At 42.4% G+C, this 24,787-nt stretch carries 20 protein-coding genes and 6 tRNA genes; 18 read left to right on the top strand and 8 right to left on the bottom strand.

Going from position 1 to position 24,787, the window contains the following annotated elements:
- Positions 1-59: 59 nt before the first annotated feature.
- The gene (locus MHN00_RS11220; protein WP_239301179.1) at positions 60-773 is read left to right on the top strand and encodes an SOS response-associated peptidase family protein; all 714 of its coding nucleotides are present in this window, start codon (positions 60-62) and stop codon (positions 771-773) included.
- Positions 774-849: 76 nt separating this feature from the next.
- On the opposite strand, the gene MHN00_RS11225 is transcribed toward MHN00_RS11220, so the two are convergent.
- The 6 genes from MHN00_RS11225 to MHN00_RS11250 form a co-directional block, all read right to left on the bottom strand.
- Positions 850-1,287, bottom strand: a complete 438-nt coding sequence (locus tag MHN00_RS11225) for a host attachment protein (RefSeq protein ID WP_239301180.1) — start codon at positions 1,285-1,287, stop codon at positions 850-852.
- Between the two features lie 270 nt (positions 1,288-1,557).
- The gene (locus tag MHN00_RS11230; protein WP_014949623.1) at positions 1,558-1,905 is read right to left on the bottom strand and encodes a TusE/DsrC/DsvC family sulfur relay protein; all 348 of its coding nucleotides are present in this window, start codon (positions 1,903-1,905) and stop codon (positions 1,558-1,560) included.
- Entirely contained in the window at positions 1,902-2,222 is a 321-nt protein-coding gene (locus MHN00_RS11235) for a hypothetical protein (protein ID WP_061095153.1), read from the bottom strand. Before MHN00_RS11235 ends, MHN00_RS11230 begins: the two co-directional genes overlap by 4 nt.
- Positions 2,222-2,590: a DsrE family protein gene (locus MHN00_RS11240; RefSeq protein WP_239301181.1), complete on the bottom strand. Its 369-nt coding sequence runs from the start codon at positions 2,588-2,590 to the stop codon at positions 2,222-2,224. Before MHN00_RS11240 ends, MHN00_RS11235 begins: the two co-directional genes overlap by 1 nt.
- Entirely contained in the window at positions 2,590-2,979 is a 390-nt protein-coding gene (tusD, locus tag MHN00_RS11245; RefSeq protein WP_239301182.1) for a sulfurtransferase complex subunit TusD, read from the bottom strand. Before tusD ends, MHN00_RS11240 begins: the two co-directional genes overlap by 1 nt.
- A 55-nt stretch (positions 2,980-3,034) precedes the next feature.
- Positions 3,035-3,700 carry a Bax inhibitor-1/YccA family protein gene (locus tag MHN00_RS11250; RefSeq protein WP_014949619.1) on the bottom strand — a complete coding sequence of 222 codons (666 nt, stop codon included), beginning with the start codon at positions 3,698-3,700 and terminating at the stop codon, positions 3,035-3,037.
- A 239-nt stretch (positions 3,701-3,939) separates the two neighbouring features.
- Between MHN00_RS11250 and MHN00_RS11255 the strand changes: the two genes are divergently transcribed.
- Together MHN00_RS11255 and MHN00_RS11260 are read left to right on the top strand one after the other, a co-directional pair.
- Positions 3,940-4,031, top strand: a tRNA-Ser gene (locus tag MHN00_RS11255).
- Positions 4,032-4,174: 143 nt separating this feature from the next.
- Positions 4,175-5,641, top strand: a complete 1,467-nt coding sequence (locus MHN00_RS11260) for a DUF3360 family protein (protein ID WP_014949618.1) — start codon at positions 4,175-4,177, stop codon at positions 5,639-5,641.
- Between the two features lie 182 nt (positions 5,642-5,823).
- Here the strand turns inward: MHN00_RS11260 and MHN00_RS11265 are convergent, their stop codons facing one another.
- Positions 5,824-6,729 carry a LysR family transcriptional regulator gene (locus MHN00_RS11265; protein WP_014949617.1) on the bottom strand — a complete coding sequence of 302 codons (906 nt, stop codon included), beginning with the start codon at positions 6,727-6,729 and terminating at the stop codon, positions 5,824-5,826.
- A gap of 194 nt (positions 6,730-6,923) precedes the next feature.
- Here MHN00_RS11265 and MHN00_RS11270 point away from each other — a divergent pair, with 194 nt between their 5' ends.
- The 4 genes from MHN00_RS11270 to MHN00_RS11285 all read left to right on the top strand — a co-directional run bounded on the left by MHN00_RS11270 (position 6,924) and on the right by MHN00_RS11285 (position 9,194).
- Entirely contained in the window at positions 6,924-7,373 is a 450-nt protein-coding gene (locus MHN00_RS11270; RefSeq protein ID WP_014949616.1) for a DoxX family protein, read from the top strand.
- Positions 7,374-7,549: 176 nt separating this feature from the next.
- On the top strand, positions 7,550-8,440 hold the full coding sequence (locus tag MHN00_RS11275) for a class III extradiol ring-cleavage dioxygenase (RefSeq protein ID WP_239301183.1): 891 nt from the start codon (positions 7,550-7,552) through the stop codon (positions 8,438-8,440).
- A 169-nt stretch (positions 8,441-8,609) separates the two neighbouring features.
- Positions 8,610-8,701 (top strand) — tRNA-Ser (locus MHN00_RS11280).
- A gap of 401 nt (positions 8,702-9,102) precedes the next feature.
- A tRNA-Ser gene (locus MHN00_RS11285) sits at positions 9,103-9,194 on the top strand.
- Positions 9,195-9,265: 71 nt separating this feature from the next.
- On the opposite strand, the gene MHN00_RS11290 is transcribed toward MHN00_RS11285, so the two are convergent.
- Positions 9,266-9,667 carry a hypothetical protein gene (locus MHN00_RS11290; RefSeq protein WP_014949614.1) on the bottom strand — a complete coding sequence of 134 codons (402 nt, stop codon included), beginning with the start codon at positions 9,665-9,667 and terminating at the stop codon, positions 9,266-9,268.
- 429 nt (positions 9,668-10,096) lie between these two features.
- Between MHN00_RS11290 and ovoA the strand changes: the two genes are divergently transcribed.
- The 11 genes from ovoA to MHN00_RS11350 all read left to right on the top strand — a co-directional run bounded on the left by ovoA (position 10,097) and on the right by MHN00_RS11350 (position 24,545).
- Positions 10,097-12,208 carry a 5-histidylcysteine sulfoxide synthase gene (ovoA, locus tag MHN00_RS11295; RefSeq protein WP_239301184.1) on the top strand — a complete coding sequence of 704 codons (2,112 nt, stop codon included), beginning with the start codon at positions 10,097-10,099 and terminating at the stop codon, positions 12,206-12,208.
- 137 nt (positions 12,209-12,345) lie between these two features.
- Positions 12,346-13,809 carry an aminotransferase class I/II-fold pyridoxal phosphate-dependent enzyme gene (locus MHN00_RS11300; RefSeq protein ID WP_239301185.1) on the top strand — a complete coding sequence of 488 codons (1,464 nt, stop codon included), beginning with the start codon at positions 12,346-12,348 and terminating at the stop codon, positions 13,807-13,809.
- A 207-nt stretch (positions 13,810-14,016) separates the two neighbouring features.
- A complete protein-coding gene (locus MHN00_RS11305; RefSeq protein WP_049588228.1) occupies positions 14,017-14,745 on the top strand; it encodes a pirin family protein in 729 nt (242 codons plus the stop codon).
- A gap of 180 nt (positions 14,746-14,925) precedes the next feature.
- The gene (gene uvrY, locus MHN00_RS11310) at positions 14,926-15,570 is read left to right on the top strand and encodes a UvrY/SirA/GacA family response regulator transcription factor (RefSeq protein WP_014949610.1); all 645 of its coding nucleotides are present in this window, start codon (positions 14,926-14,928) and stop codon (positions 15,568-15,570) included.
- Between the two features lie 31 nt (positions 15,571-15,601).
- Entirely contained in the window at positions 15,602-17,419 is a 1,818-nt protein-coding gene (uvrC, locus tag MHN00_RS11315) for an excinuclease ABC subunit UvrC (protein ID WP_039227661.1), read from the top strand.
- Positions 17,420-17,542: 123 nt separating this feature from the next.
- The gene (gene pgsA, locus MHN00_RS11320) at positions 17,543-18,115 is read left to right on the top strand and encodes a CDP-diacylglycerol--glycerol-3-phosphate 3-phosphatidyltransferase (RefSeq protein ID WP_014949608.1); all 573 of its coding nucleotides are present in this window, start codon (positions 17,543-17,545) and stop codon (positions 18,113-18,115) included.
- A gap of 169 nt (positions 18,116-18,284) precedes the next feature.
- Positions 18,285-18,360, top strand: a tRNA-Gly gene (locus tag MHN00_RS11325).
- 41 nt (positions 18,361-18,401) lie between these two features.
- Positions 18,402-18,475, top strand: a tRNA-Cys gene (locus tag MHN00_RS11330).
- Between the two features lie 59 nt (positions 18,476-18,534).
- Positions 18,535-18,621: transfer RNA gene (locus MHN00_RS11335), tRNA-Leu, on the top strand.
- A 248-nt stretch (positions 18,622-18,869) separates the two neighbouring features.
- Positions 18,870-19,883 (top strand): FRG domain-containing protein, encoded by a 1,014-nt coding sequence (locus tag MHN00_RS11345; protein WP_187447638.1) that lies wholly within the window; start codon positions 18,870-18,872, stop codon positions 19,881-19,883.
- 978 nt (positions 19,884-20,861) lie between these two features.
- Positions 20,862-24,545, top strand: a complete 3,684-nt coding sequence (locus MHN00_RS11350) for an SIR2 family protein (protein ID WP_239301187.1) — start codon at positions 20,862-20,864, stop codon at positions 24,543-24,545.
- Positions 24,546-24,787 lie beyond the last annotated feature (242 nt).

Consider the following 24,787-nt stretch of genomic DNA (forward strand, 5'->3'; position numbering starts at 1 on the left):
GTTACTTCCCTTATAATTTCTGTACCTTGAAGCGAGTACAAACTCATAGGCTTTCTTACATGTGCGGATTTATACAGCGTATTACTGACTCACCTGACGTTATTGCGCTACTTGAAGAAGTCGGGCTTACACAAACCATTCCGCTTTTTGTCAATGAAACTTCCACAAGCAATGTTATTAACTTTTATCCTGCATTTGGAAAAGTGCCAGAACGACAAATTACCAATTTAATTGTATCTGGTGATAGCACTATCGATGCAACGTGGTGGTTTGACGCAAAACCTAATGGAAACGCGCTTACCGTAGGTGATAGAACAACATTTAACGCTCGAAATCTCGATAGCCCTTATTGGAGCAAGTTCATTCGTGAACGACGCGCTGTGGTTGTCGCAACTGCAGTAGGGGAGTCAAACCCGCTTGGTAAAGGAAAAGCGCACTATTTAATGAAACCGGCTACTGGTGCATTGCTCATTGGCGCGGTATACCGGCGGTTTAGTAATGGCCTATTTTCCTGTGCAGTAGTGACGCGCCCACCCGTAGAGGGGTTTAGTCAGTATCATGAAAAATCCATTCCTTGCTTTCTTCCACATAATGCACATGCGATAAATGCGTGGTTAGCGGCTGACACACAAGGCTCATTGAACAATGAGGTAGAATATATTTTGAATAATCCTCGTATTTATACCGATCTCGAAGTTACGCGAGTAAAGACGTTTAAAAGCGCCGAGGCAATCGGTGAAGTTAACGTGTTAAAGGCTGACGAAAACCGCTGACTTTTACTTATAAGCGAGTAAGAGAAGGCGGCAATGACAACAGCCGCCTGTGACAATCTAACTACTAAATAACGTTTTATTTAAGGTAGGAAAGCAAGGTTTCCTCGTCTGCACCTAAAACATTCTTTTTCACTTCTTTGTCGACGACGTCTGAACATTGAGCTGACATTCCGCTTCTCAATTTACCAAGAAATCCAGGCCCACTAATAATATCTATAGAGCCCAATGCACCTCGTTTACGCTCACCATCTAGCCAGTCAGCAATGTCACTGGCAAATCGTTCATCTTCGAGTTCAGCGGCATCTTTTCGATTCATGCTATCAACGCCCGGCACCTGCGAAGCGGGAGCCGATTGTCTGCCGGGTTTATCTGTATAAATGTCTTGGTCACTCGCGTCACTAAACTCGTTGTGCCACTTTTTTACTTCAACAAGTGCACTTCCGTGGTTGGTATAGGTGTAAGCAGTGGCGTCGTCGTGGTTGGCCACAATTACGTAGTGTTTTTGAACTGTCATACAGCCTCCTATGTCCATTTATGTAAAACATTCACGTTTATGGTGTTCGGTAAAAGGTAAGTATGAAAAATATGCCTGAAACCCGAGATAAAACGCTAATGTAGGAGGGGAGTTGCAATATCAACACCAAGGCTAAAACAGTTAACAATAGGGTGGCTTTTCTGATAGCTACCTTAAATCGGGTTTCAACCCGTGAAGCAAATCAACAAGTGCTTTTAGCAGAAGGCTAGCCGGGGGCGCTAGCACTTTAAATATAATGTGCGATCGCCTTTACAAGCATTTCGCAGGTTTAGGTAATCCTGCCAGTTTGGTGGCTTGCTTAGCCGGGCCTTTTTTAAAGAGTCGCTGCAGGTAGCGGCTATTACCTTTTTCTGGCCCAAACTTATTGGCCATAGCTTTCACCAAAGCACGAATTGCTGGGCTGGTTTCGTACTCTTCATAGAATGCGCGTACGAAGCGCACCACTTCCCAGTGGGCTTCTGTTAATTCAATGTTCTCTTCTTGCGCCAGCAACTCAACCATATCTTCTTCCCAAAGGGTATAGTCGAGTAAATACCCGGCTTTGTCTGTAGGGATCGCTTGCCCTTTATAATTGAAGCTATAGGTTTCTTGTGTCATGAAAGGGGTATCCAGTGCTGATTTTTTGCTGATATTGCAGCAAGTTCTTTGTGAGAAATAGGATTAATATGTTCGGGAAGATTTGCGCCCCTGGTATCCGCATCTGTACTCAAGAACGACAGGTTTAGCGTTGATTTGTCTTTTACCGTGCTTTTTACCGTATTGGCCAGCCGCTCAAAAAACGCGGTGTTTAATGCAGGGGCATAAACGCCATCACCAACAAATACAACATAAGTAGAAGTCGATTGCTCATAAGTGGCTTCAATAAGCTGTTTGTATTCAGTGCTCAAAATTGGCGTTGAAATAGTAATAAGCATTAGAATGTCACCACATGATCTACGCTTTGGATAAGCGTGACCTTTTCTTCTGGGGTTATCCACTCACAGTCTAACTCATCAACTAAACTGTTATTTGAAAGAACCTGCTCAATGTCGTAGGTATCTGCACTTGCTTTACACACAAAGCATTCTTCGATATCGAAAAACGGCATGCTAGCTAAACGTTTGGTGTAATTTTTTAGTCCTTTGGTAGACGCTGCCTTAACAAGCTGCAGTACACCTTGGCTTTCAAAAAGCACTTTAACATCGTGCCCATAGTTTGTTGCAGCAAGCGCAAAATCTAAACCGTCTTGGCTTTTAGCATTGGAAAAAGGGCTTTGCGTAAACCTAATAAGTAGTTGCGCCATTAGAATTGTACCAACCTGTTGCAATCATGGAGCGCAGTGAAGAATTCGCCCAAGCCAGCTTGCTCGAAAGGCGCGGTTAAGTTGGACTGAGACAACCCATTCTCTTTCGCCTCTAACTCACTAACAATACCTCGCTTAACGGCGGCGGTAATGCATACAAGTAATTTCACGTTGTGCTCAGTCGCTAGAGTCTTCCAGCTATCAAGTACGAACAGCTCGTCGCCCGTCTTTAGCATTAAGTTATTGGTGTGGTGAACACCTTCGCTATAAAAGAAAACGTTGTTTATTACATCACCATTATCGATTACACCTTGTGCAAAGGAGAGGGCGCGTAACGCTGTATCGCCTTGAAACGGTGATGATGTGATAAGTACTGAATATTCTGCCATACAAATAAAAACACCCCGGTTAAGGGGTGTTTCTCTTTAAACCTTTAACGCTGTTTTAATCGTCGCCACCAAACGCACCTAGAAGGTGAAGGATAGACGTGAACAAGTTGTATATGTTCAAGTATAGCGAAACTGTTGCACGAATGTAGTTTGTTTCACCACCGTGGATGATACGACTTGTATCAAACAAGATGAAACCTGACATAATAAACACAATCGCTGCACTGATTGCTAAGCTTACCGCTGGAACTGCGAAAAAGATGTTCGCAATAGCAGCTACAAGCACTACAACTAGACCTACTACCAAGAATCCGCCCATAAACGAGAAGTCTTTCTTAGTGGTAAGTGCGTAGCCAGAGAGCGCGAAGAACACAAGGGCTGTTGCACCTAGCGCTTCCATGATCAAGCCTGGGCCCGCAACGCCTAGATAGAAATTAAGCGTGTAACCTAGTGATGCACCCATTAGACCTGTGAATGCAAACACCCAGTAGATACCAGATGCTGAATCAGCTTTTTTCTGAACTACAAATAACGTAATAAAAGCGCCGATAGTCATAACAAGAGACATCATAGGAGAAATGCCTACTGCCATTGCTATACCAGCACAAACCGCACTAAACGCCAGTGTCATCGCAAGCAGCATATAGGTGTTGCGTAGAACCTTGTTCGTCTGCAATACCGATGGTTGAGATGCACTTGAATACATCGAACGTTGATCCATTGTTTCCTCCAACAGGACTTATGATATGACCAAAATGGTACACAATTATTTAGTGTATGTTGTATGGGTTTTAGTTCCCATTTTCAAGTAGTTTCAGATGAAAATGGTGTCAGGTGAATATAAAAACATCTCTTATACGTGCTAAACAGTCTATTTGATTGAAATCTCGGCACTTAGACAACTTTTTTAATTTTTCGCTTTACAGTCATAAAAATATCATTAAGATACGCAGCACTTCAGGAGAGTTGGCAGAGCCCGGTTTAATGCACCTGACTTGAAATCAGACGTGGGGTCAAACCCACCGGGGGTTCGAATCCCTCACTCTCCGCCATATTATGAAAACCCGCACATTGTTGCGGGTTTTTTTATGCCCGTCTTCCACGTTAGACTTTCGTATAAGACCACAGTCGCATTGTTACATTCCATTCACATGTTTAGGCTTGCGCTTTTCTTCGCGCAATCTAAAGGTGTTATGTGTCACAAGAAAGTTCTTCTTATCAAAATCTTCACAAACCGAGCAGTAGTTTTAAATCAAGAGACGAATATTTAAATCACGAACTTCAAATACTTTCTCCAAAACGTTGGCGGTTGAACCTACCTGGTAAAGACTACCGCGTTGAGTGGGAAGACTTCGTGCCAGGCATGGCGGCGACCATAGGAAAAATCGTTATGGTTGCCGCCGTAGTAGGTGCATTCGCAGCACCGCTAGGGCTATCTCCTGAGTTTGTTATTGAAAACGTGCGCTTTGAATTACTCATTGCAGCAGTCTTGTTCGTTGTTCTGATTTCCGGTTTCCTAAACCCGTCAGCTAATTTAGCAGGTACACACGGCCCCTTACTGCCCTTGGTACCCCTTATTGTTGCATCTGGCGGCCATCCCATGGCGCTCGGTCTGCTCATTGGACTCTTTGGTTTTATCTTAGGAATAACGAAGGGCGGCAGTGTGCTTGCTAGGCTAACCAGTAACGGTGTATGCGGTGGATTGCTGTTGTACTTAGGGTTTATTGGCATTACAGGCCAGGTCAAGAAACTCTTTGCGTGGGCAGAAAGCTTCGATATGGCTTACTTAGCCTTCGTGGTGATCATTGCCACTATTTTAATGTATGCATGGCTAGAGCATATTCAAAAGCGCTGGCTAGCCATTCCGCTTGGTGCGGTGATGGCGGCGGTCATTGCGTTTTCCTTCGGTGCGCCATTTGAGTTCACAACGTCGCCGGGTATGCCTAACTTGAACCCTGCTTATTGGTGGGGGGAAGACACAGGTTGGAAACTAGGTCTGCCAGACTGGTCACATTTCATTGCTGTGCTGCCTTTTGCTGTGCTGGCTGTGTCTATGTGGTCGCCAGATTTCTTGGGTCATCAAGTCTTCCAAAAGCTTAGCTACCCTAAAAAAAGTGAACGAGCGCACATGAATATAGATGACACCATGATTGCTGCATCTAGTCGTCAGGCAGTGGGAAGCCTACTGGGAGGGGGGAATATCTCATCTTCGTGGGGGACCTACATTATTCCGGCTTCAATCGCGCGCAGACCCATACCCGGTGGTGCATTAGTTACTGGCTTTTTATGCGTTGTAGCGGCACTTTGGGGTTACCCCATGGATCTAGCAATTTGGCCGCCAGTGCTTTGCGTAGCGCTTATTGTTGGGGTCTTTCTGCCGCTAATGGAAGCCGGTATGCAAATGACGCGTGAAGGTAAAACGACGCAATCTGCCGCATTGGTGGTGATCTCCTCTGTACTAGTTAATCCAGTATTCGGATGGTCTTTTACTATGCTTTTGGATAATTTGGGGCTCGTTGGGTGCAAAGATAGAGCTGGAGAGCTCGGCAAAGCAGGGCGTTGGCTAATTCCAGGAATTACGTTTTTGGTGTTATGTACCGTTATGGCACTAATTGGTATGTTCCCGGGTGTGCCCGCGATTATGGAAACCTTCAGAATGTGATGAGGGCTTTAGGGTAAGGATACTTCTTTAAAGTTCAATTTACTGAAACCAGATATGCTATTACGCGAACGGCGTCGGAGGTGTTTCTCCACGCCGTTTTTATTTAATTTATTATGCTGATATCACTCATCCACTGAAGTTACGTTTTTACCACATAAATTAAGCGTTACGCGTACCGCGATTTACTTGTCCCAGTAGGGCGTACTTTCAAAATAGCTTGATAAAAAGTCAATGAAAACCCTTAGCTTATTAGAAATGAGCTTACGATGAGGATAGACCGCATACAAAGAGATAGCTTGCGGTACGAAATCGTCCAGTATGGACACGAGTTCCCCGTTTTTGAGCGCTTCACCGGCAATGAAGGTAGGTTGAAGTACATAACCTTCACCCTGCTTTGCTACATTGGTTAGGACTTCTCCATTATTGGCGGTTAGTTTAGGCGTCACAGTCTGGGCATTTGCTTTGAGCGCCGCAATAAGCGCTGATTTATCGTTATCGTAGTTGACGTAGGAGTACTCAAGATAGTGTTCAGGTTTTAATTCAGCTGGATGTTGCGGTGTGCCATATTTTTCCAGGTAGGCTGGTGAAGCGCACAGGGCCAGCTTTATCGTTGTGATTTTCTTGGCCACCAGCGACGAGTTAGCTAGGTGACCTGCACGTATTGCTACATCAAAGCCTTCGTCTATCACATCAATCTTTCTATCGTTTAGCTGCAAGTTTATCGATACGTGAGGGTGTGCTTGTTGAAACGCACTGAGTGCACTCGCTAAATGTAATGTTGAGAAAGAGACAGGGGCACTTACGTGCAGAACTCCCTTTGCTTCTGTATTGAGCAACCCAAGCTGACTTTCCATATCGGTTACGCTTTCAAGAATATGATTTGCATGTTGCAAACACTGTTGACCAGCCTCGGTTAGGTGAATTTTTCTTGTAGTGCGATTGAATAAACGCGTATCAAGTTGCTTCTCTAATTCGGCAACATACTTGCTTACGAGTTGATTTGACGTGTCTAGCTTTTCTGCAGCTTTTGTAAAACTGCCTTCATTCGCAACAACGCAGAAGGTTTTCAGTAGCGATAATTTATCCATCGTTTAGCCATTCGTCTCTATAAACAACAAATTGTTGGTAATCATTCAATATTTAACCGCTTTATTCAATAGGTGTTGGTAACTATTCTATATGCATCAGGTTAGCGCTGTGCCAACTCAATGAAGTTAGGCGGAGCGTTCATCACTTTTTAGATATGACACTTTCAATTACGAGAGACTTTGAGGATTCAACAATGAACAAGCAATTTCTGAAAAACATTTTTACTTCTAACAGCAGTATTTCTAGTTTGGTTTTACGTGTGCCTGTGGGCATTATTCTTACTGCACACGGCGCACAAAAGCTTTTTGCGTGGTTTGGTGGTTATGGACTAGAAGGCACAGGTCAGTGGATGGAAAGCATTGGTTTAGCGCCAGGCTTTTTAATGGCATTGCTGGCCGGCAGCGCTGAGTTTTTTGGCGGGCTAGCGCTTATTATAGGTTTTCTAACACGCCCAGCCGCTTTAGTAAGTGCATTCACAATGGTGATTGCGATTTTTAGTGTACATGCAGCAAACGGTTTATTTATGACTAACAACGGTTACGAGTTTGCACTAACGCTACTTGCTGCAACAGGTGCGCTAGCTATTCAAGGTGGCGGTAAACTTTCAATCGACTCTCTTATTAGTCACAAGCTTAATAAATAGAGGTTGTGAGATTCGACGACTAACGAAACCGGCCCAAATGCGCCGGTTTCAATGGCTATGGAGCCCTTATATCAATCCGCATAGATAATTGCCCACTCATAAGACGCTGGCAAGTTTCCTAGCGAAGCGTGGGAGTGCAGGAATGGTATTCTCTACATCTAACAAGGTATGGTTTTATGCAACAGCGAACGCAAACTCGCCCGTCTGTGAGAATTAGCACCGCTTATATTTCTCATGGTGGAGGGCCGCTTCCACTTCTTGAAATGCAGTCAGTAGGAGAGGCGAGAATGCCTGCCTATCACATTGAAATGATTGAAGCGCTCAAAGCATTATCAACAGATTTACCCAAACCTGATGCAGTCATAGTGATTAGTGCCCATTGGGAAGATACTGAAGTCTGTGTAACTACTCACCCAGAACCTTCCTTGATTTATGACTATTATGGCTTCCCTAAAGAGGCGTATTCCCTTGAATATCCGGCCAAAGGGGAAGTAGCACTCGCAACTTTATTACTAAAGCGTTTAGCAGGGCAAGGCATCGCTGTACGGGAGGATAGGGCACGTGGTTTCGATCATGGAATGTTCATTCCCCTAAGTATTATGTATCCCAGTGCCGATGTACCCTGTATTCAACTATCCATTACGTCTGATTTGGATTCTAAAAAGCATGTGCTATTGGGGGAAGCAATTAGGAAAGCTGTTGAACTCGGGGTAGAGCCTGTAAATAGTGAAGCAAAGAACGAAGTGAATATTTTAGTATTGGGCTCGGGGTCTTCTTTTCACAATATGCAGGGCTTTTTTGATAGCTCCGATGATGCAATGCGAAAAGCAACGCGCTTTAATAACTGGCTTCAGACAACTATGCAGACCAGTGCCTACAGCGAGAATGAACGAAAAGCTCGTCTTGTTGAATGGTACAGCGCGCCGGATGCGCGATACGCTCATCCTAGAGAAGAGCACCTTCTCCCTCTCCATGTTTGTTATGGTGTTAATAATAGAGCAGCTGATAAAGCTCTGTCTTTAACGCTTCTAACCAAACCTGCAAGCATGTTTATGTGGTGTGATTGACCAGTGCTTCACATTGCCGCGTCAGTGCAACACCTGATTGGATACCGGCTGCGTTAAACGAGAGCAATTAAATTTTGAACACTTTGATTATCAATTGGTCGTTTGAGTAAAAATGTTAAAATTAGTGCTTTACAGTCCCACATAAATCATTAAGATACGCAGCACTTCAGGAGAGTTGGCAGAGCCCGGTTTAATGCACCTGACTTGAAATCAGACGTGGGGTCAAACCCACCGGGGGTTCGAATCCCTCACTCTCCGCCAAATACGAAAAACCCGCACATTGTTGCGGGTTTTTTTATGGGCTAAATTTACGCGCTTTAGTATATGGCTATAGCCAAGAGTGAAACCTACGCAAAACTATATTGTTCAAAGCTAAACGAACATTATCATTTTGGCATCATGAACTGTCTACGTGCATAGAATACCTAATGAGAATTTTTGAGTGAGAACTTCAATCGCTTTTAAAAAACTTCGTTTTAAGTTTTACGTGCATTTATAGTAGGTTAACGCTAATAGTGTTTTTAAATAATGAGAACGCAGGTCATTTTCTACCAAGATGGTTATTATTCTTGCGAAAAGGTGAATATTTCACCAGTTGATTGATTTAATTGAAATTAGTGCTTTACAGCTTCACGTAAATCATTAAGATAAGCGTCACTTCAGGAGAGTTGGCAGAGCCCGGTTTAATGCACCTGACTTGAAATCAGACGTGGGGTCAAACCCACCGGGGGTTCGAATCCCTCACTCTCCGCCAAATACGAAAAACCCGCACATTGTTGCGGGTTTTTTTTATGGGTCAAATAAAAACGTGCTGCTAGAACGTTTTCAACCAACCTCGTTACACGTTGTAGTGTCGATACTTATCACCGCATAAAAATCATTATTCTTATCGTTGTACAAATAATTAACTGTAATGCCATGTCGCCTAAAAATTTCTTGCGAGGGTGAAGTGCACACATACGGATAGAGCTTCTTTTGTTGTTCCTCTACAAATTGATTAACGCCTTTGTTTTGAGTCAACGTCATAGAGCGATAGTGATAAGTGATCTCTCCGTCACTGGTTGATAGGCGCTCCATAGTGAGTGTTGGGTTTACAATTAAAGGGGTACTCTTATTGCCTTTGCGAACGGCTTCATTGAGAAGCGCATTAGTATAGTTGTCAGCTGCAGTCGCGGGTGAACCGTACAACGAGAGCAGCGTTACTGCTATGTAAATTACTGATTTCATGTTAAGAAAAATCCTTTTTCGTTTCTGAAGGTGTGAAGGTATAAACGTATAAGTATGCTGTTTACCGACGCAGCTTAATTAGCCAACGTTGAATCGGGCATTTAGTAAGCTAGGTAAACGTAACATGATAACCAACGGTATCTCCATGCTTTTTATGATCACGAGCTTTAAGTTAAACGGTGTTTCACAGCATCATCGCAGGCATAAGTTTGTTGTGAAATATTTTCTGATCTCATCCTGTCTGTATCTTGTAATTACAGGACATTCCATAAAAACCTAGATATGTCGCGCTTTATTCATAAAAGCTTGGTATACATAAAGGGTTAGCAATCAACTGAAATCATTACGGCATTTTAAAGCGCTCTTCTTTTATTTTTACGGCGCTGGTCCTACGCAGTTGGTAGTAATAACAAAAATCGAGAGGACATTATGCAGGCAATGCCCACACTTAATTTACGGGACGGAACAGTTGAGCAAAAAAGACAGGAAATAAAGGCTTATTTCCTCGATTCCTTTGATACCTACGAATCGCTTTTCTCTTGTCTTGCCAATGATGACGTATTTTATCAACGACCTGAAAAGTTGCGCCATCCGTTAATTTTCTATTTTGGTCATACTGCTACCTTCTTTATCAATAAATTAGTACTGTCTAAGGCGATAAACGAGCGCATTAACCCAAAATTTGAATCGCTATTTGCCATTGGTGTTGATGAAATGAGTTGGGATGATCTTAACGATGAAAATTACGACTGGCCGAAGGTGGAAGAGGTGCGTCAATATCGTAATCAAGTGCGCACATTGGTATGCGATTTAATAGATACCATGTCTTTCAGCATGCCTATTGACTGGGAAAGTCCAATGTGGCCCGTTGTTATGGGAATAGAGCATGAACGTATTCATTTAGAAACCTCATCTGTTCTAATCAGACAGCTACCCATTGCATCGGTACGCCCCAGCCCAGAATGGCCTGCATGTAGCACTATGCAAACTAATGCTGAAGCGTTAGAGGCTAATGTTTTAATGACCGTTCCGGCACAGAAAGTCATAAATGACAAAGCGTGGGACAGTGCTTATTACGGCTGGGACAATGAATATGGTTCTCAGCAAGAATCCGTTAGCGAGTTTAGTGCGTCTAAATTTCTTGTAAGTAATGGTGAGTATTTATCGTTTGTGCAAGACGGCGGCTATAACAACGCAAAATACTGGGAGGCTGAAGGCAATAAGTGGCGTGAATACACTAAAGCTCAGTATCCTGTATTTTGGATTAAAAAGGGTGATGATTATTTATATCGCAGCATGCTTGAAGAGCATCCACTACCTTTAGATTGGCCTGTGGATGTGAATTATCATGAAGCGAAAGCGTTTTGTAACTACTTGAGTGAAAAAACGGGTGATCTTATTCGTCTGCCGACTGAAAATGAATGGCAAGCGTTACGACAGCAGGCTGGTATAACACAAACCGTATACAGCGAAGGATTCAACATAGCGCTGCAAAAGTATGCGTCGAGTGAACCTGTTAATGTTAATAAGTCCGGCGAATTTTATGATGTTGTTGGCAACGTATGGCAATGGACAGAAACACCCATCTATCCGTTTGAGGGCTTTAACGTTCATCCTTTATATGACGACTTTACAACACCAACATTCGACAATAAGCATAACCTCATTAAAGGCGGTAGTTGGGTATCTACAGGTAACGAAGCAATGAAAGATAGTCGTTACGCTTTTAGGCGCCACTTCTTTCAGCACGCGGGGTTTCGGTATGTTCAAGGAAAGCGAGTTATAGCAGTGAACGATTTTGATTATGAAAGTGATACACAGGTTTCGCAATACAGTGAATTCCATTACGGCGACGAGTACTACGGCGTCCCTAATTTTGCTAAAGCCAGTGCGCAGTTTTGTATTGACGCTATGCAAGGGCGTCAACACGCTAAAGCGTTAGATTTAGGGTGTGCCGTTGGTCGGTCTACCTTTGAACTTGCAAAATACTTCGATCATGTCGATGGCATCGATTTTTCTGCACGCTTTATAAAAACAGCGTTTGAGATGCAAGAGCGTGGTGAAATACGCTATAACCTTATAGAAGAAGGTGAACTTACGTCGTTTAAGGCGCGCAAGCTCTCCGCGCTCGGTTTAGATGACAGTGTAGACAACGTTGCTTTCGCACAAGGTGATGCGTGTAATTTGAAGCCGCAATTCACAGGCTACGACTTGATCTTCTTAGGCAACCTTATTGATAGAGTGTATAGTCCAAGAAAGGTATTAACGGACATGGCCACGCGGCTAAATAAAGGTGGATTGCTCGTTGTCGCCAGCCCCTTTACATGGTTGGAAGAGTATACCGAAAGAAGTGAATGGTTGGGCGGCTACAAAGATGAAAATGGTGAAACGCTTAGCTCTACTCAGGCGCTTGAAGATGCATTAGGTCAGAGCTTTAAACGAATTGCTGAACCTAAAGACATTCCATTTGTCATTCGAGAAACAAAGCGGAAATACCAACATACGCTTTCTGAATTTAACGTGTTTGAAAAGATAGAATAACACGGTGTCTATTAAAGTGTGTGTGCAATATAAAGTGAGCGCGGTACGCGTGTTTCGCGCTTATAAATATAATAGATTTCAGAAGGCCTTTAGCTAATAGTAAATGCGTAAGGCTATATAGATAGGATAATGTGAAGGTGAGCAACGCGCTAAGCCATCTCCCCGTGTTCAACGCTATGCAAAGCGAGTTTATGCCTTACAAGGATGTATGGCAGGCACCTTCTCACCTTAAACTCGATCAAACCCGTCTTAAATATTCAGCGATATTTCGCCGCTTTCAGGGCGCGTCTTCATCTCAAGCGAACGTTGTCGCGTCTCAGCAAGACCCTATTCCAATGTGGATAGCGGATATGGACATCCCGCCTTGTGATGAAATTCTCAGCGCGATTACACAAAACCTTCGCTCTACTTATGGATATCAGTCCCTTGATATCGGTGACGCGGTAGCAAAACGTTTTGAGCGTACCACGCAAAAAAGTAGTCGCTTTAAAGTGGAAAGTGGCGATGTTGTGGATGTTGCGAGCGCAATAGGAGCAATAGACGTTGCACTTCACACTTTTTGCCAACCTAGTCAAAAAGTCATGGTTTTAACACCAACCTATTCCCCTTTAACAGAGACCATTCATAATAACGGCTTAACGCCAGTATCTATTCCAGTCATTCAAAACGCGCGTCAAATTCAGACTAAGCTTTCTGAAGTTGCCGCGACAAAGGATAGCGACAAGAGTCGTCAGGAAGACGTCGAAGGTTCTAACGCAACTATAGATACTTCAGCCTTCGATAGTGCTGCGGCTGCATTCGTGATTTGCCATCCTAATAACCCTACAGGTACAGTATTAAGTGCAGAAGAGCAGCGTGTTATTATGAGCTTCTGCGCCAAGAACGGTATTTTAATGATCACTGATGAGGTGCACAGCGAGTTTGCATTTAACTCGTCAAATGAACCAACGCTAATCCCCATGTTTGGTGCAGAGGTAAGCAATAAGAGCAAGGGTCGCCAAGAAAGTCTAAACGGTGGTAATATCCATACTCATCAACTGCCACGCATTATCCACATTAATAGCGTGTCCAAGGCGTTTAACCTAGCGAGTATTCCAGGTGCATCGTATGTGGTCATTAAGGATAAAACGATCAGAGAGACGTTTGCCCAAGCTATTAATAGCAGGCACCTGAACGCAAGTAACTTAGGAAAAGTTGCGTTGATTGCCGCCTATGAGAAGGGAAGTACTTGGTTAGACAGCGTAAAAAGTGCGTTGAGCTTCAACCGAAAGCTTGTTGTGCGCTTCTTTGAGCACTATGGTTTATCTGTTAATTATACAATGGGCAGCGCTGGCTATTTCTTGTGGCTAGACCTTTCAACATTCCCTTCGCATTTAACACAGCCGAACAGTATCGCTTCTGTGGATGAAGCTCCTTTAGGTGACGCTTCTCGTCAACCTCTCAAATATTCACCCGTGACCACTGTGGAAGGATGTATTGAGCGCGGCGTGATAGGTAACGACGGCGCGAGCTTTGGTTCTCCACACCATATTAGGCTAAATTTAGCCTGTCACCCTGCGGTTGTAGAAACCGCGCTGCAAAGACTGTGCTTTATTTCTTAGCGTAGCTTAACTCGCATCTGTTGACCGACAGTTAGTTTAATTCTAAATATTAGAATAATAAGCTCAAATATATGACATTTTATTTCTATTAAAGAGGATTAAAATGGCCTTATTAAACAATTAGCCCTTAACACATGTTCTATCGCCCAGCGTTACTCCTTTTGGGCAGAAGAGTCAGTGGCGGCTTACGGTTATAAGGAATGCAAGATGATGTATTTGAGAAAAGCGAATGAAAGAGGAAAAGTGAACTTTGGCTGGCTAAAAAGCCAACATAGCTTTTCGTTTGGACACTATTATGACGCAAAACATATGGGGTTTTCAGCGCTACGGGTTATCAATGACGATGTTGTTCAGGCCGGTAGAGGTTTTGAAACCCATGGTCACAGAGATATGGAGATAATTTCATATGTTGTGAGCGGTGCTTTAAAGCACAAGGATAATACCGGTAATGAGTACGTAGTGCCTGCGGGTGACGTGCAAGTAATGAGTGCAGGTAAGGGTATTATGCATTCGGAGTTTAACCCTTCTACTGAAGAGCCTGTTAACTTTCTGCAAATTTGGATTGTGCCCAATGAAAAAGGCGGTACGCCCAGCTATGCGCAAAAAACCTTTGGCACACAGGCGGGTGGAAATAACCATGATTCAAAGCTTGAATTATTAGTAAGTGATAACGGTAGGGAAGGGTCATTACGCATTAAGCAAAATGCGGCAATCAGCCGTTTAACTTTGAAAGCTGGCGAAACATGGGAGCATGGCACTGAAGACCAAAAGGGTTACCTTCATATGATTAGCGGTAATGTACAGGCTGTGGTAGACAGTGAAACGAATGCAGTTGAAATAGAGGCAGGCGATGCTTTGGGTATTTACGAGCAAGACATCATTCGTCTGAAAGCCTCAGAGGAAAGTGTGGCCTTGTGGTTTGAATTACCTAAATAGCTGCCTAAAAGTAATCTAGATCAATAATTTAGTTTCAAATTGTGTATCTCTACTTCACGAATTCTTATCTCGTGGTATGATGACTTGGATAAGGTTAAAGGCTGGTAATACTTCTCATTAATGAGCATTATCAGTCTTTATTCCAGTTGTATGTAAAACTGAAGTCAGTGAGATACTAGAGTGATAAAAATAATCCTAGCAGATGACCATGATTTGGTCAGAACAGGGATACGCCGGATTCTGGAAGACGTAGACGATTTTACTATTCTCGCAGAAGCGAAGAACGGTGAAGACGCGGTACTTTTGTGCCGAAAAAACGCGCCAGATGTGGTACTCATGGACGTGAATATGCCCGGTATTGGTGGACTGGAGGCGACAAAGAAAATTGTTCGTATGTCTGAAAATACGCGTGTTATTTGTGTTTCAATGCACAAGGAAAGTCCTATTCCAATGCAAGTTATGGACGCAGGCGCATACGGTTTTCTGACAAAAGATGCAGAGCCAGACGAAGTAATACGCGCTATCCATAAAGTTGCGGCAGGACAAAAGTATGTTGATCAAGAAGTGGCCAATAGCATCGCCATCGGTAAGTTATTGCCTAGTTCGGATAATCCGTTTGACGAGCTATCGAGTAGAGAACTTACAATAGCAATGCGATTAACCGAAGGTCACAAAGTGCCGGATATAGCCCGAGAACTCAGTATTAACTCAAAAACGGTTAATACTTACCGTTACCGAATGTTTCAAAAGTTAGGCGTAAATTCTGATGTAGAGCTAACGCACTTGGCCTATCGTCATAAGCTTATCAATCCTAACACCTTTTAAGCGTCACTAGACGCGCAACGTCAAAGTGATTATGTCTGCATTTGATTCAGCAGCATTTCTTAAGAATCTAACCTCTCAACCTGGCGTGTACCGCATGTACAATAGTCAGGAAGAGGTTATTTACGTAGGAAAAGCCAAAAACCTTAAAAAGCGTGTATCAAGCTATTTTCGTAGTAATCTTGATAACGCCAAAACGCGTTCGCTAGTTAGTCAGATTGCGAACATGGATGTCACGGTTGTAAACAGCGAAACCGAAGCGTTCTTGCTTGAGAACAACTTCATCAAGAAATACAAACCGCGTTACAACGTGGTCATGCGTGACGACAAGTCTTATCCCTTTATCTTCTTATCCGACCACGAACATCCAAGGCTTTCTTTCCATCGCGGCCCTCAAAAGAAAAAGGGCGAATACTTTGGCCCATATCCCAGTGCGTGGTCGGTGCGAGAAAGCTTGCGTTCAATGCAGCGAATCTTCCCCGTACGTCAGTGCGAAGATAGCTATTACCGAGCACGCAGCAGACCTTGTCTTCAGTATCAGATGCAGCGCTGCAGTGCGCCGTGTGTAGAAGGCTATGTGAGCGATGAAGAATATAAAGAGCAGGTCAATTTTGCACGCTTGTTCTTGAAAGGTAAAAACCAGCAGGTCATTGGTGGGCTGGTGGAAAAGATGGAAGCAGCCAGCGAGGCACTCAACTTTGAAGCTGCTGCCCGTTACCGCGATCAGATTAATGCACTAAGAAAAGTTCAAGAACGACAGTGGGTTGCCGGTACTCAAGACGAAATGGATGTGTTTGGGTTTGCGTTCAAAGGCAATATGGCGTGTATTCAGGTAATGTTTATTCGTGAAGGGCAGTTGTTAGGCAGCAAGGCCTATTTTCCCAAAGTACCCAACACTGCCGATGAACAAGAAGTTTTTGAATCTTTCTTCCTACAGTTCTATCTGGCGGGTAACAAAGTTATTCCCAAGCAGATAGTACTTAGCAATACATTAACTGACGAAGACGCGATAGCAGATGTACTAGCCAGTGAAGCGGGACACAAGGTCCAGTTCTTTAAAGGGGCGAGGGAAGAGAAACGCAAGTACCTGCAGCTGGCGCAGTCAAATGCGCAAACTGCGTTAGATGCTCAATACAGTCAGCAAAAGTCTGTGTTTGCACGCTATCTCGACTTAGAAGCGGCACTGGAAGTTGATACGCCTATTCAACGCATGGAGTGTTTTGATATATCACATACGTCTGGCCAGCAAACGGTGGCTTCGTGTGTGGTATTTAATCGTGAAGGTCCGCACAAAAGTGACTATCGCCGATATAATATAGAAGGCATCACCCCAGGCGATGACTACGCGGCCATGGCACAGGCGTTAAAACGTCGCTACAAGTCAGTGAAAGAAGTGCAAAAAATACCTGACCTTCTATTAATAGACGGTGGTAAAGGACAGCTTGCCCAAGCAGAAGCGTTTTTTGAAGATTGGCCCCATGATAAAAAGCCTATGCTGTTAGGCGTGGCAAAAGGCACCACCCGTAAGCCTGGCTTAGAAACACTAATACTGGCAGGTAGCCATCAGGTTCTGCCGATGGACAGCCATTCGCCAGGGCTTCACCTTATTCAGCATATTCGCGATGAGTCTCACCGATTTGCCATTACTGGGCACCGCAACCGACGCCAGAAAGTTAAAACCACGTCGAGTTTGGAAAGCATACCTGGTATTGGTGCTAAACGCAGACAAACACTGCTTAAATTCATGGGGGGCTTGCAGGGTCTTAAGAAAGCCAGCAAAGATGAAATTTCAAATGTACCTGGTATAAGCCCTGAACTGGCGGAAACTATTTACGACCACCTTCATCAATAAATGAATGAGTAACAAGCAATGCATTACAAATTAAGGTAATGTGTTAGAAAAATGAAAGATGCAGAGCTTATACGCTACCGCGCTAAAACGCCCATAGAGGCATAACACCGAGACGTACTTTTTATGTGGACTGTTCCAAACTGTATTACTTTATTCCGAGTAATCCTTATTCCTGTATTTGTAGTTGTTTATTTTCTTGATTGGCGCTGGGCGCACGAGGCAGGCGCATTTATTTTTTGGCTTGCGGCAATAACGGACTGGTTTGACGGCTATCTAGCAAGAAAACTACAGCAGTCTACACCCTTTGGTGCATTCTTAGATCCTGTAGCAGACAAGCTCATTGTGGGCGCTGCTCTTCTTATGATTACTCATAGTTATGCAAACCTGTGGATCACGTTGCCATCTATTGCGCTATTGGTTCGTGAAATTTATGTGTCGGCGTTACGTGAATGGATGGGTTCGAATGGTGTAAGGGATGCGGTTAAAGTGTCTTTTATAGGTAAAGCAAAAACCACTGCGCAAATGTTAGCCTTAATTGGCTTGTTGTCGGGATTAGAAACTTTCATGGGCATAACTATTTATTGGGTTTCTTTAGGTTATATTCTTTTATATTTCTCAGCAGTGCTGTCAATTTGGTCAATGTTTGTTTATACAAAAGCGGCCTGGCCACACCTTCGAAGTGGCGCAGTAAAGTGAAATTGATCGTACATTAATCAAAGTGAATAAAAAAATAGCAAACGATCATAAAAAACCGCATTTATCTCAATTTAAACGCTTTTTTGTGTTGACAGTTTTGAATGGGTAGGTAGAATGCACCCCACATTTCGAGAGGACATCAACCAAACGAAATGGTCGATTAAGACATGCGGGAATAGCTCAGTTGGTAGAGCACGACCTTGCCAAGGTCGGGGTCGCGAGTTCGAATCTCGTTTCCCGCTCCAATCTCTTAGAGATGAGTTTTAATCACGCGCCAGACGCATCTGGCGGAATGGCAGAATGGCTATGCAGCGGATTGCAAATCCGTCTATCTCGGTTCGACTCCGGGTTCCGCCTCCAAACGCTGCAACGCAGCATCAGGTTCTACGCCTGACACCTTTGCTGAAAAGCAACCCGATGCCCGGGTGGTGAAATTGGTAGACACAAGGGATTTAAAATCCCTCGCTGGTAACAGCGTGCCGGTTCAAGTCCGGCCCCGGGCACCATTTATTGGTTCTACCCCATAAACGGGGGAGCAGCAGTCAACTTACACAATTGATAACACCATCCCATCCACAATGGGTCACCACTCTTATTCTGTAATTCTCAAAGTTTCTAAAACCATACGCTCTTCTCGATATCATTTTGGGCTGCAGCCCGATTAAACAAGAAGCCTACCTGAAGCCAGCCATCGTATTTTGGTTTGCGTTTTACTTTTTTACTGATACTTTATGTTCAACAAGGAAGGTAAAAAATGATAATAAAGAAAGAAGATGCTTATTCATATAATGACAGAGATGACATGGAGGTTGAGACAATAGGTAGTGTTAGAACCCTTTTAGAAAAACTAGAAAAACTTAAAAGTTCTTCTGATAGCTTTATGCAAAGTAAGTCAGTTCAATACTACAGGGGGCACCCAAGTAAAAATTTCCAAATTCTTCCTAGTGTCTATCGCGACAAAAACTTTTTTCAACAAGAGTCAAGGTTAATAAGAGAGGTAACTCTACGTTGTCCCGACGATTTCAATAGTTCGAAAAGTGCCTTTGAATCTTTAGTAAAAATGCAACACTATGGAGTCCCAACTCGATTACTGGATATAACAGAAAATCCCTTAGTTGCTCTCTATTTTGTCTGTAGCGAAAGCATAGAGAATAAGCAGAAAAGGTTTGAAGATGGTGAGCTAATTTTGTTCTCAATTCCAGAAAGTGAGATAAAGTACTATGACAGTGATGTTGTCACCATTCTTTCTAATCTAGCATGGACCCCAGAAGACTTTTCGATTAAAAAGTCACATATCAATTATACTCGCCCTTCACCAATTCCAGAAATAGTAAAGCCTAAGCTTCTACACAATATAAGGCTGGAAAAGCCGAGTTTTACTGATTCAATAGATGCACGAGATATATTGACTGTAGCTTGTGTTAAACCAAAATTAACGAACCCTAGAATAATTAAACAAAGCGGGGCATTCATGATTTTTGGAATCGGGGAAGATAATGACGATAAAGGGTTGTATACAAAACTTCGCCCAGCTCCAATTCAAAGACATTGGCTGAATAACGGCAGTAATAAAAGGTTTATCATCCCTCACGACAAAAAAGAAAAAATTTTGAAACAACTTGAACAACTTGGAATAACTGCTGCAACGTTATTCCCTGAGCTTGATAAAGTGTCAGAGTATTTGAAAAAGCAGTTTTTGGGAATGGAGTCCTCAAAACCGGAATTGATTCGTCACCCTCAATTCGTTAGGGGTCCAAAATTTGGTTAGCTTTTTTCGATGACTGTTTGCACAAACTCCCTAAACCTATCACTTAGCCATGCTGGGTATGAATCTATTTTCTCACGTAACCGCTTTCGATATAGGCTGCGCACCACAATCTTTGTTCTGGGCTTGGCCTTGCTGGTGTGAGGTCATACCCTTTTTCCATTAGTACGCACCTGCGCACAACTTATAGTTGGCTACTAACTCATTACTCCCACTGCTTATATCACTTTCTGAAAGCACCAATAACACGTCAATTATCTTATTAAATTTGCACTCTATTTTACTAGGTCGGGTAATTCTTCCCTTCTACCCTGCGCAACGGGGCATAATGCGCTTTCAGTTGTAAAGACTTCTAAACAGACTTCACTCGAGCAAGGTGACATGGTGTACACCCACCACCATAACCTTTACCAACGAGCTTACTTCACAATGCTATTTGCCTATGCTTTTTCACGGGTCCTTTTGGAAAGGGGGGGTTATACGGCACACGGAACCGCGTATCTTTAACAGCTATAGAAAATTTCAAAGGGGGGTTGTATTTTAATTGAGATAACTTCATTAAAATCATTGGTTTAAATGATATGTGAATTCATACTTAGTTCGATTTATATGCTTTGGTTCAATTTAATGGTGGGCACACTGCACCGTTAAATTGAATGTTTGCACTAAGGTATTGTATACCAGACCTAATTTATAAATATTACTCAAAGGGTAACTGAGTTTTACCTCGTTATGGTTGTCCATACCCAATACAGCAAGACCAAAATATAGTGTGTCGAATCGGGCTTCTCTTCGCGTGGAAGCAAAAGGATAAGGGGCGCGGGGTTAGATAGGTATATTTCAACTGCAAAAAGTGCAAATAGTGCAAAAGTTAATAAAAAGCATATATTATTCATCTATCTATAAACTTGCACTCAACGAAAACGGCTTTGCTTCTAGTGCAAAAAGTGCAAATGCTCTATTAAAAAATAAGGAAGTTTAATGCAGTTTGTGAAGAACGGCCCTGAAGTGCCAGCAGCCTTGCTCAAAGCTCACGAAGACGGGAAAGTTGTATTCTTTTGTGGTGCAGGGGTTTCTTATCCAGCCGGGCTTCCAACTTTTAAAAATTTAGTCGATGAGATTTACAACGAACTATCGGAAACAAAAACTGAGCAAGAATGTCAGTCCTATAAAGAAAAGCGTTATGACCAAGTCCTCTCAGCTTTAGAGGCAAGGATAGTAAATGGAAGGGCTGTAGTTAGAAGAGCGTTGTTTAATATACTACAGCCAGACTTAAGTAAGCCTAATTCAACTTTAACTCATGAATCTATTCTCACATTAGCGACCAGTAATAAAGATGAAAGTACTCGTTTAGTAACGACGAACTTTGACCGTATTTTTGAGTTGTCAGCTGACAACTTGGCTCTTAAGTTAGAGTCAAACCAAGCACCTTTTCTGCCGATTCCAAAACCCTCAAAATGGTCGTCGATTGTTTATTTACATGGCCTTTTACCTGAAGATGTAGATGATGTTCAAATCATGAACAGACTAGTATTAACTAGTGGGGATTTTGGTTCAGCATACCTCACTGAAAGGTGGGCGTCTCGATTTGTAGGTGAATTGTTGAGAGGATACGAGGTCTGCTTTATTGGTTACAGTATTGAGGACCAAGTTGTAAGGTATATGATGGATGCTCTAGCTGCCGATAAGCTTTTAGGGGAAAAGACTAAAAGTGCATGGGCATTTGGAGCTTCAACTCGCATAGACATGCATAAAACAGCTAACGAATGGAAGGCAAAAGGCGTTGTGCCTGTTTTATATGAAATTGATGATGACAATGATCATTCTTTGCTTCATTCCACTTTGGAAAAATGGTCAGCTCTATACAGAGACGGTATCGAAGGAAAAGAGCGGTATGTTACTTCGAGTGCGCATTTACTGCCTGTTTCCAGTACAAAAGAGGATAATTTTATTGGCAGGATGCTTTGGGCTTTATTTGATGAAAGTGGCATACCTGCAAAGTCGTTTGCTCAAATCGAACCACCAGCGCCCTTAGAATGGTTTCTAGACGTCATTTCTAAGCCTAAAGCTAGCAATGATATGCTATCAGAACTGTCGGAAATTGGCTTTAATTCCTTATCTAACTTCAACAATTCACTCTTTAGCAATTCCAGTGATGGAGAGCCTTGGGGCAATATTGAGACTAGTTTATCTGGTTGGCTTGTGAAACATTTAGACGATGCCAGGCTACTTTCTTGGGTGCTCAATAATGGTCAACGGCCTGTGAGCCGTTTAAAGCGCCTTATTGAACAAGAATTAGTTAAGATGCAAACGGCACCTAATTCATGCAATGAAGTCGTTTCTAACATCCCAACTAATTATAGGTCAATATGGAATCTTATTATTTCTGATAGGGTACGATTCAATGAGTTTCGTAGTCTATCTTACGATTGGATAGAACGATTCAAGGCATTCGGGAAGGACTATTTTTGTCGGTTGATGTTAAGAGAAATTATTTCTCCGAAGGTTCTAGTCAGTGATGGAGGGCTACGAAATATTCGAGAAGAAGTCAGATTTAGTATCGAAACGACTATTGCTGAAAATTATTTCCGTAACGCTTTAGAAATGTTAGATAGAAATTTGTGGAGCAGCTGCTTACCGTTTTTTATGGAGGACTTTGAGAGGGCTTTGTTGGATGCTGTAGAGCTTCAAGATTTTATATCTCTGAAAGTAGGTTTAGACGAATCAACATATCATATGCCTTCTATAGAGCCTCATTTTCAAAATAGAGGATTCCATGATTGGACGATCTTAATTGAACTTACAAGAGATAGTTGGCTTGAATTAAACATGCAAAATCAACGAGAAGCCTTTAGTAAAGCATTAGAGTGGTTTTCTTCAAAACATGTTGTTTTCAAAAGACTCGCTTTATTTGCTGCGGCAAATTACAAAGGAGACTCAGAGGTTCCATGGCTCAGCTGGCTAGAATCTGAGAACGGTCGCTGGCTTTGGGAAATGGATACCAAACGAGAGGTTATGAGGCTTATAGTTAAAAAGGGCAACTCTCTCTCTCCTAGTGAACAAAGGCGCCTTGAGAGTCTAATCGTTGATCGAACAGTCGCAGTGAACTCTAAAAATCTAGAAGTCGATAAAGCTCATTACGATTTTAAGGCTTGGTATCTTCTGGCAAAGCTTGAGTCATCAGGCGTTGAGCTAGGGGAAGAGGCAGCAAAAACAGCTAAGCGAATTAAAGAGGAGTTTTCTTACTTAAAATTAGGTAGTCAAGAAGAAGAAGAGTTTTCAACATGGATGAGCACATCCGAAGACCCTGGTTATGTATCAAGTATCAAACAAACATCAATACCAACTGGTCGAAACGAGATTGTCCAGTATTTCGAGAATGAAACTGAGATCACGGATAGCTTTTACCGAGATAATTGGTATCAAGTTGCAGAAAAACACCCTCTAAATACTGTTTATGCTTTAGATGACCTTTATAAGCGAGGTATCTATGACGCGTCGCGTTGGAATGGCGCTATACAGGCATGGAGTAAGCCTAAAACTATCAAGTTGTTTTTAAAACTATTCGGTAATGAATTACTTAGACTGCCCTCTGATGTTTTTCAGGACAATCTCTACTCAATTTCCGTTTGGATAAGAAGATGCTCTGAACTCGCTGTGTTCGACATCGATTTATTCACCAAGCTTTGCCAACGTTTTTTAGAATTTAGTAAAAGTGATAAGAATGTTGCATTAGAGGAAGGCGCAGATGCTCTAAGTTTGGCTAGTAGTCCATTAGGCCAAGTAAGTAGTAGTATCGTTTCATCAATATTCCATGAAGGCGTTGAGGATGGTGATGGATTGAAGACACCGTTTAAAGAAATACTAGAAGGTGTGTTACAACTTCCTGACCACGTTTCGGTGGCCGCTAAAGTCGTACCGTTTTCAAATCTTGTTTCTTTACACAGGTTAGATAGTCACTGGACATCTTCTTGTCTTATTCCATTACTCGATATAAATAATTCAGCTATTGCACCTTTGTGCTGGCAAATGTTTTTATCAAATGCCCGAATACATCCCCCGTTATTAGAAGAAATAAAAGGTGGCCTTTTAGAGTTGGCTTCAAACATAAATTTACTTGGGAGGTATGGTGATCATTACGTTCGGTTTATCGTCTATCTTGCCATGTATCAAATTGACGGATTTACTAGCAGCGAGTTTCGAAACGTAATAGATAGGATTCCACAAACTAAGAAGAACAAAATTTTTACCTATGTTAGGCAGTTCAAAGGAAACTCAAATGAACTTGAGTTTTGGGAAAATAGAGTAGAACCGTTCTGGGAGCATGTGTGGCCTAAAGACAGAAGTTATTTGTCTTCAGAAGTTTCCGAGAGCTTAGTAAATCTAATTATTTCCTCTGAAAAACGTTTTGAAAGGGGAGTTCAGCTATTTAGTGATTGGCTTGAACCAATGCAATATGTGGCTACGAGTTTAAAAAAAATTGTTCAAAATAATTATTCGACTGAATTCCCAGAAGAATGCCTAGCTCTTCTTTACAAAGTAACGGACGATAAATCGTTTTTTGAAAGAGGCAAATTGAAGACTTGTCTATCAGAAATCAAGGATGCTAAACCTGAGCTAGAGAATGATTTCAGATATAAGAAGCTTATGGTCCTTACAAGGTAAAAAACTTACCAAAATATTTATGAATTTTTTTCAACAAATTGTCTACTATATCGCGCACCCTTCATTTAAGGTTTGAAGGGTGCTACAACGGAAAAGTGGTGCTACAAAAGGTGCTATATTCAAACTAGCTATAAATTAAACATCATATTATTCAATAGTATATGATTGTATTTTACATCCGGCTCCGGCACCATTATCTACTCCCAAACATTCCAAATTTTAATCAAAAAATTGATAAGATA

The organism is Alteromonas sp. Cnat2-8, assembly GCF_022348355.1.
In the GTDB taxonomy this organism is placed as follows: Bacteria; Pseudomonadota; Gammaproteobacteria; order Enterobacterales; family Alteromonadaceae; genus Alteromonas; species Alteromonas macleodii.

Coding starts and splice junctions, on each gene's coding strand:
- MHN00_RS11230 (WP_014949623.1), bottom strand. CDS start 1,905: ATGACACAAGAAACCTATAGCTTCAATTATAAAGGGCAAGCGATCCCT.
- MHN00_RS11345 (WP_187447638.1), top strand. CDS start 18,870: ATGATAATAAAGAAAGAAGATGCTTATTCATATAATGACAGAGATGAC.
- MHN00_RS11305 (WP_049588228.1), top strand. CDS start 14,017: ATGATGTATTTGAGAAAAGCGAATGAAAGAGGAAAAGTGAACTTTGGC.
- MHN00_RS11220 (WP_239301179.1), top strand. CDS start 60: ATGTGCGGATTTATACAGCGTATTACTGACTCACCTGACGTTATTGCG.
- MHN00_RS11240 (WP_239301181.1), bottom strand. CDS start 2,590: ATGGCGCAACTACTTATTAGGTTTACGCAAAGCCCTTTTTCCAATGCT.
- tusD (WP_239301182.1), bottom strand. CDS start 2,979: ATGGCAGAATATTCAGTACTTATCACATCATCACCGTTTCAAGGCGAT.
- MHN00_RS11265 (WP_014949617.1), bottom strand. CDS start 6,729: ATGGATAAATTATCGCTACTGAAAACCTTCTGCGTTGTTGCGAATGAA.
- MHN00_RS11290 (WP_014949614.1), bottom strand. CDS start 9,667: ATGAAATCAGTAATTTACATAGCAGTAACGCTGCTCTCGTTGTACGGT.
- MHN00_RS11275 (WP_239301183.1), top strand. CDS start 7,550: ATGCAACAGCGAACGCAAACTCGCCCGTCTGTGAGAATTAGCACCGCT.
- ovoA (WP_239301184.1), top strand. CDS start 10,097: ATGCAGGCAATGCCCACACTTAATTTACGGGACGGAACAGTTGAGCAA.
- MHN00_RS11225 (WP_239301180.1), bottom strand. CDS start 1,287: ATGACAGTTCAAAAACACTACGTAATTGTGGCCAACCACGACGACGCC.
- pgsA (WP_014949608.1), top strand. CDS start 17,543: ATGTGGACTGTTCCAAACTGTATTACTTTATTCCGAGTAATCCTTATT.
- MHN00_RS11270 (WP_014949616.1), top strand. CDS start 6,924: ATGAACAAGCAATTTCTGAAAAACATTTTTACTTCTAACAGCAGTATT.
- MHN00_RS11235 (WP_061095153.1), bottom strand. CDS start 2,222: ATGCTTATTACTATTTCAACGCCAATTTTGAGCACTGAATACAAACAG.
- uvrC (WP_039227661.1), top strand. CDS start 15,602: ATGTCTGCATTTGATTCAGCAGCATTTCTTAAGAATCTAACCTCTCAA.
- MHN00_RS11350 (WP_239301187.1), top strand. CDS start 20,862: ATGCAGTTTGTGAAGAACGGCCCTGAAGTGCCAGCAGCCTTGCTCAAA.
- MHN00_RS11250 (WP_014949619.1), bottom strand. CDS start 3,700: ATGGATCAACGTTCGATGTATTCAAGTGCATCTCAACCATCGGTATTG.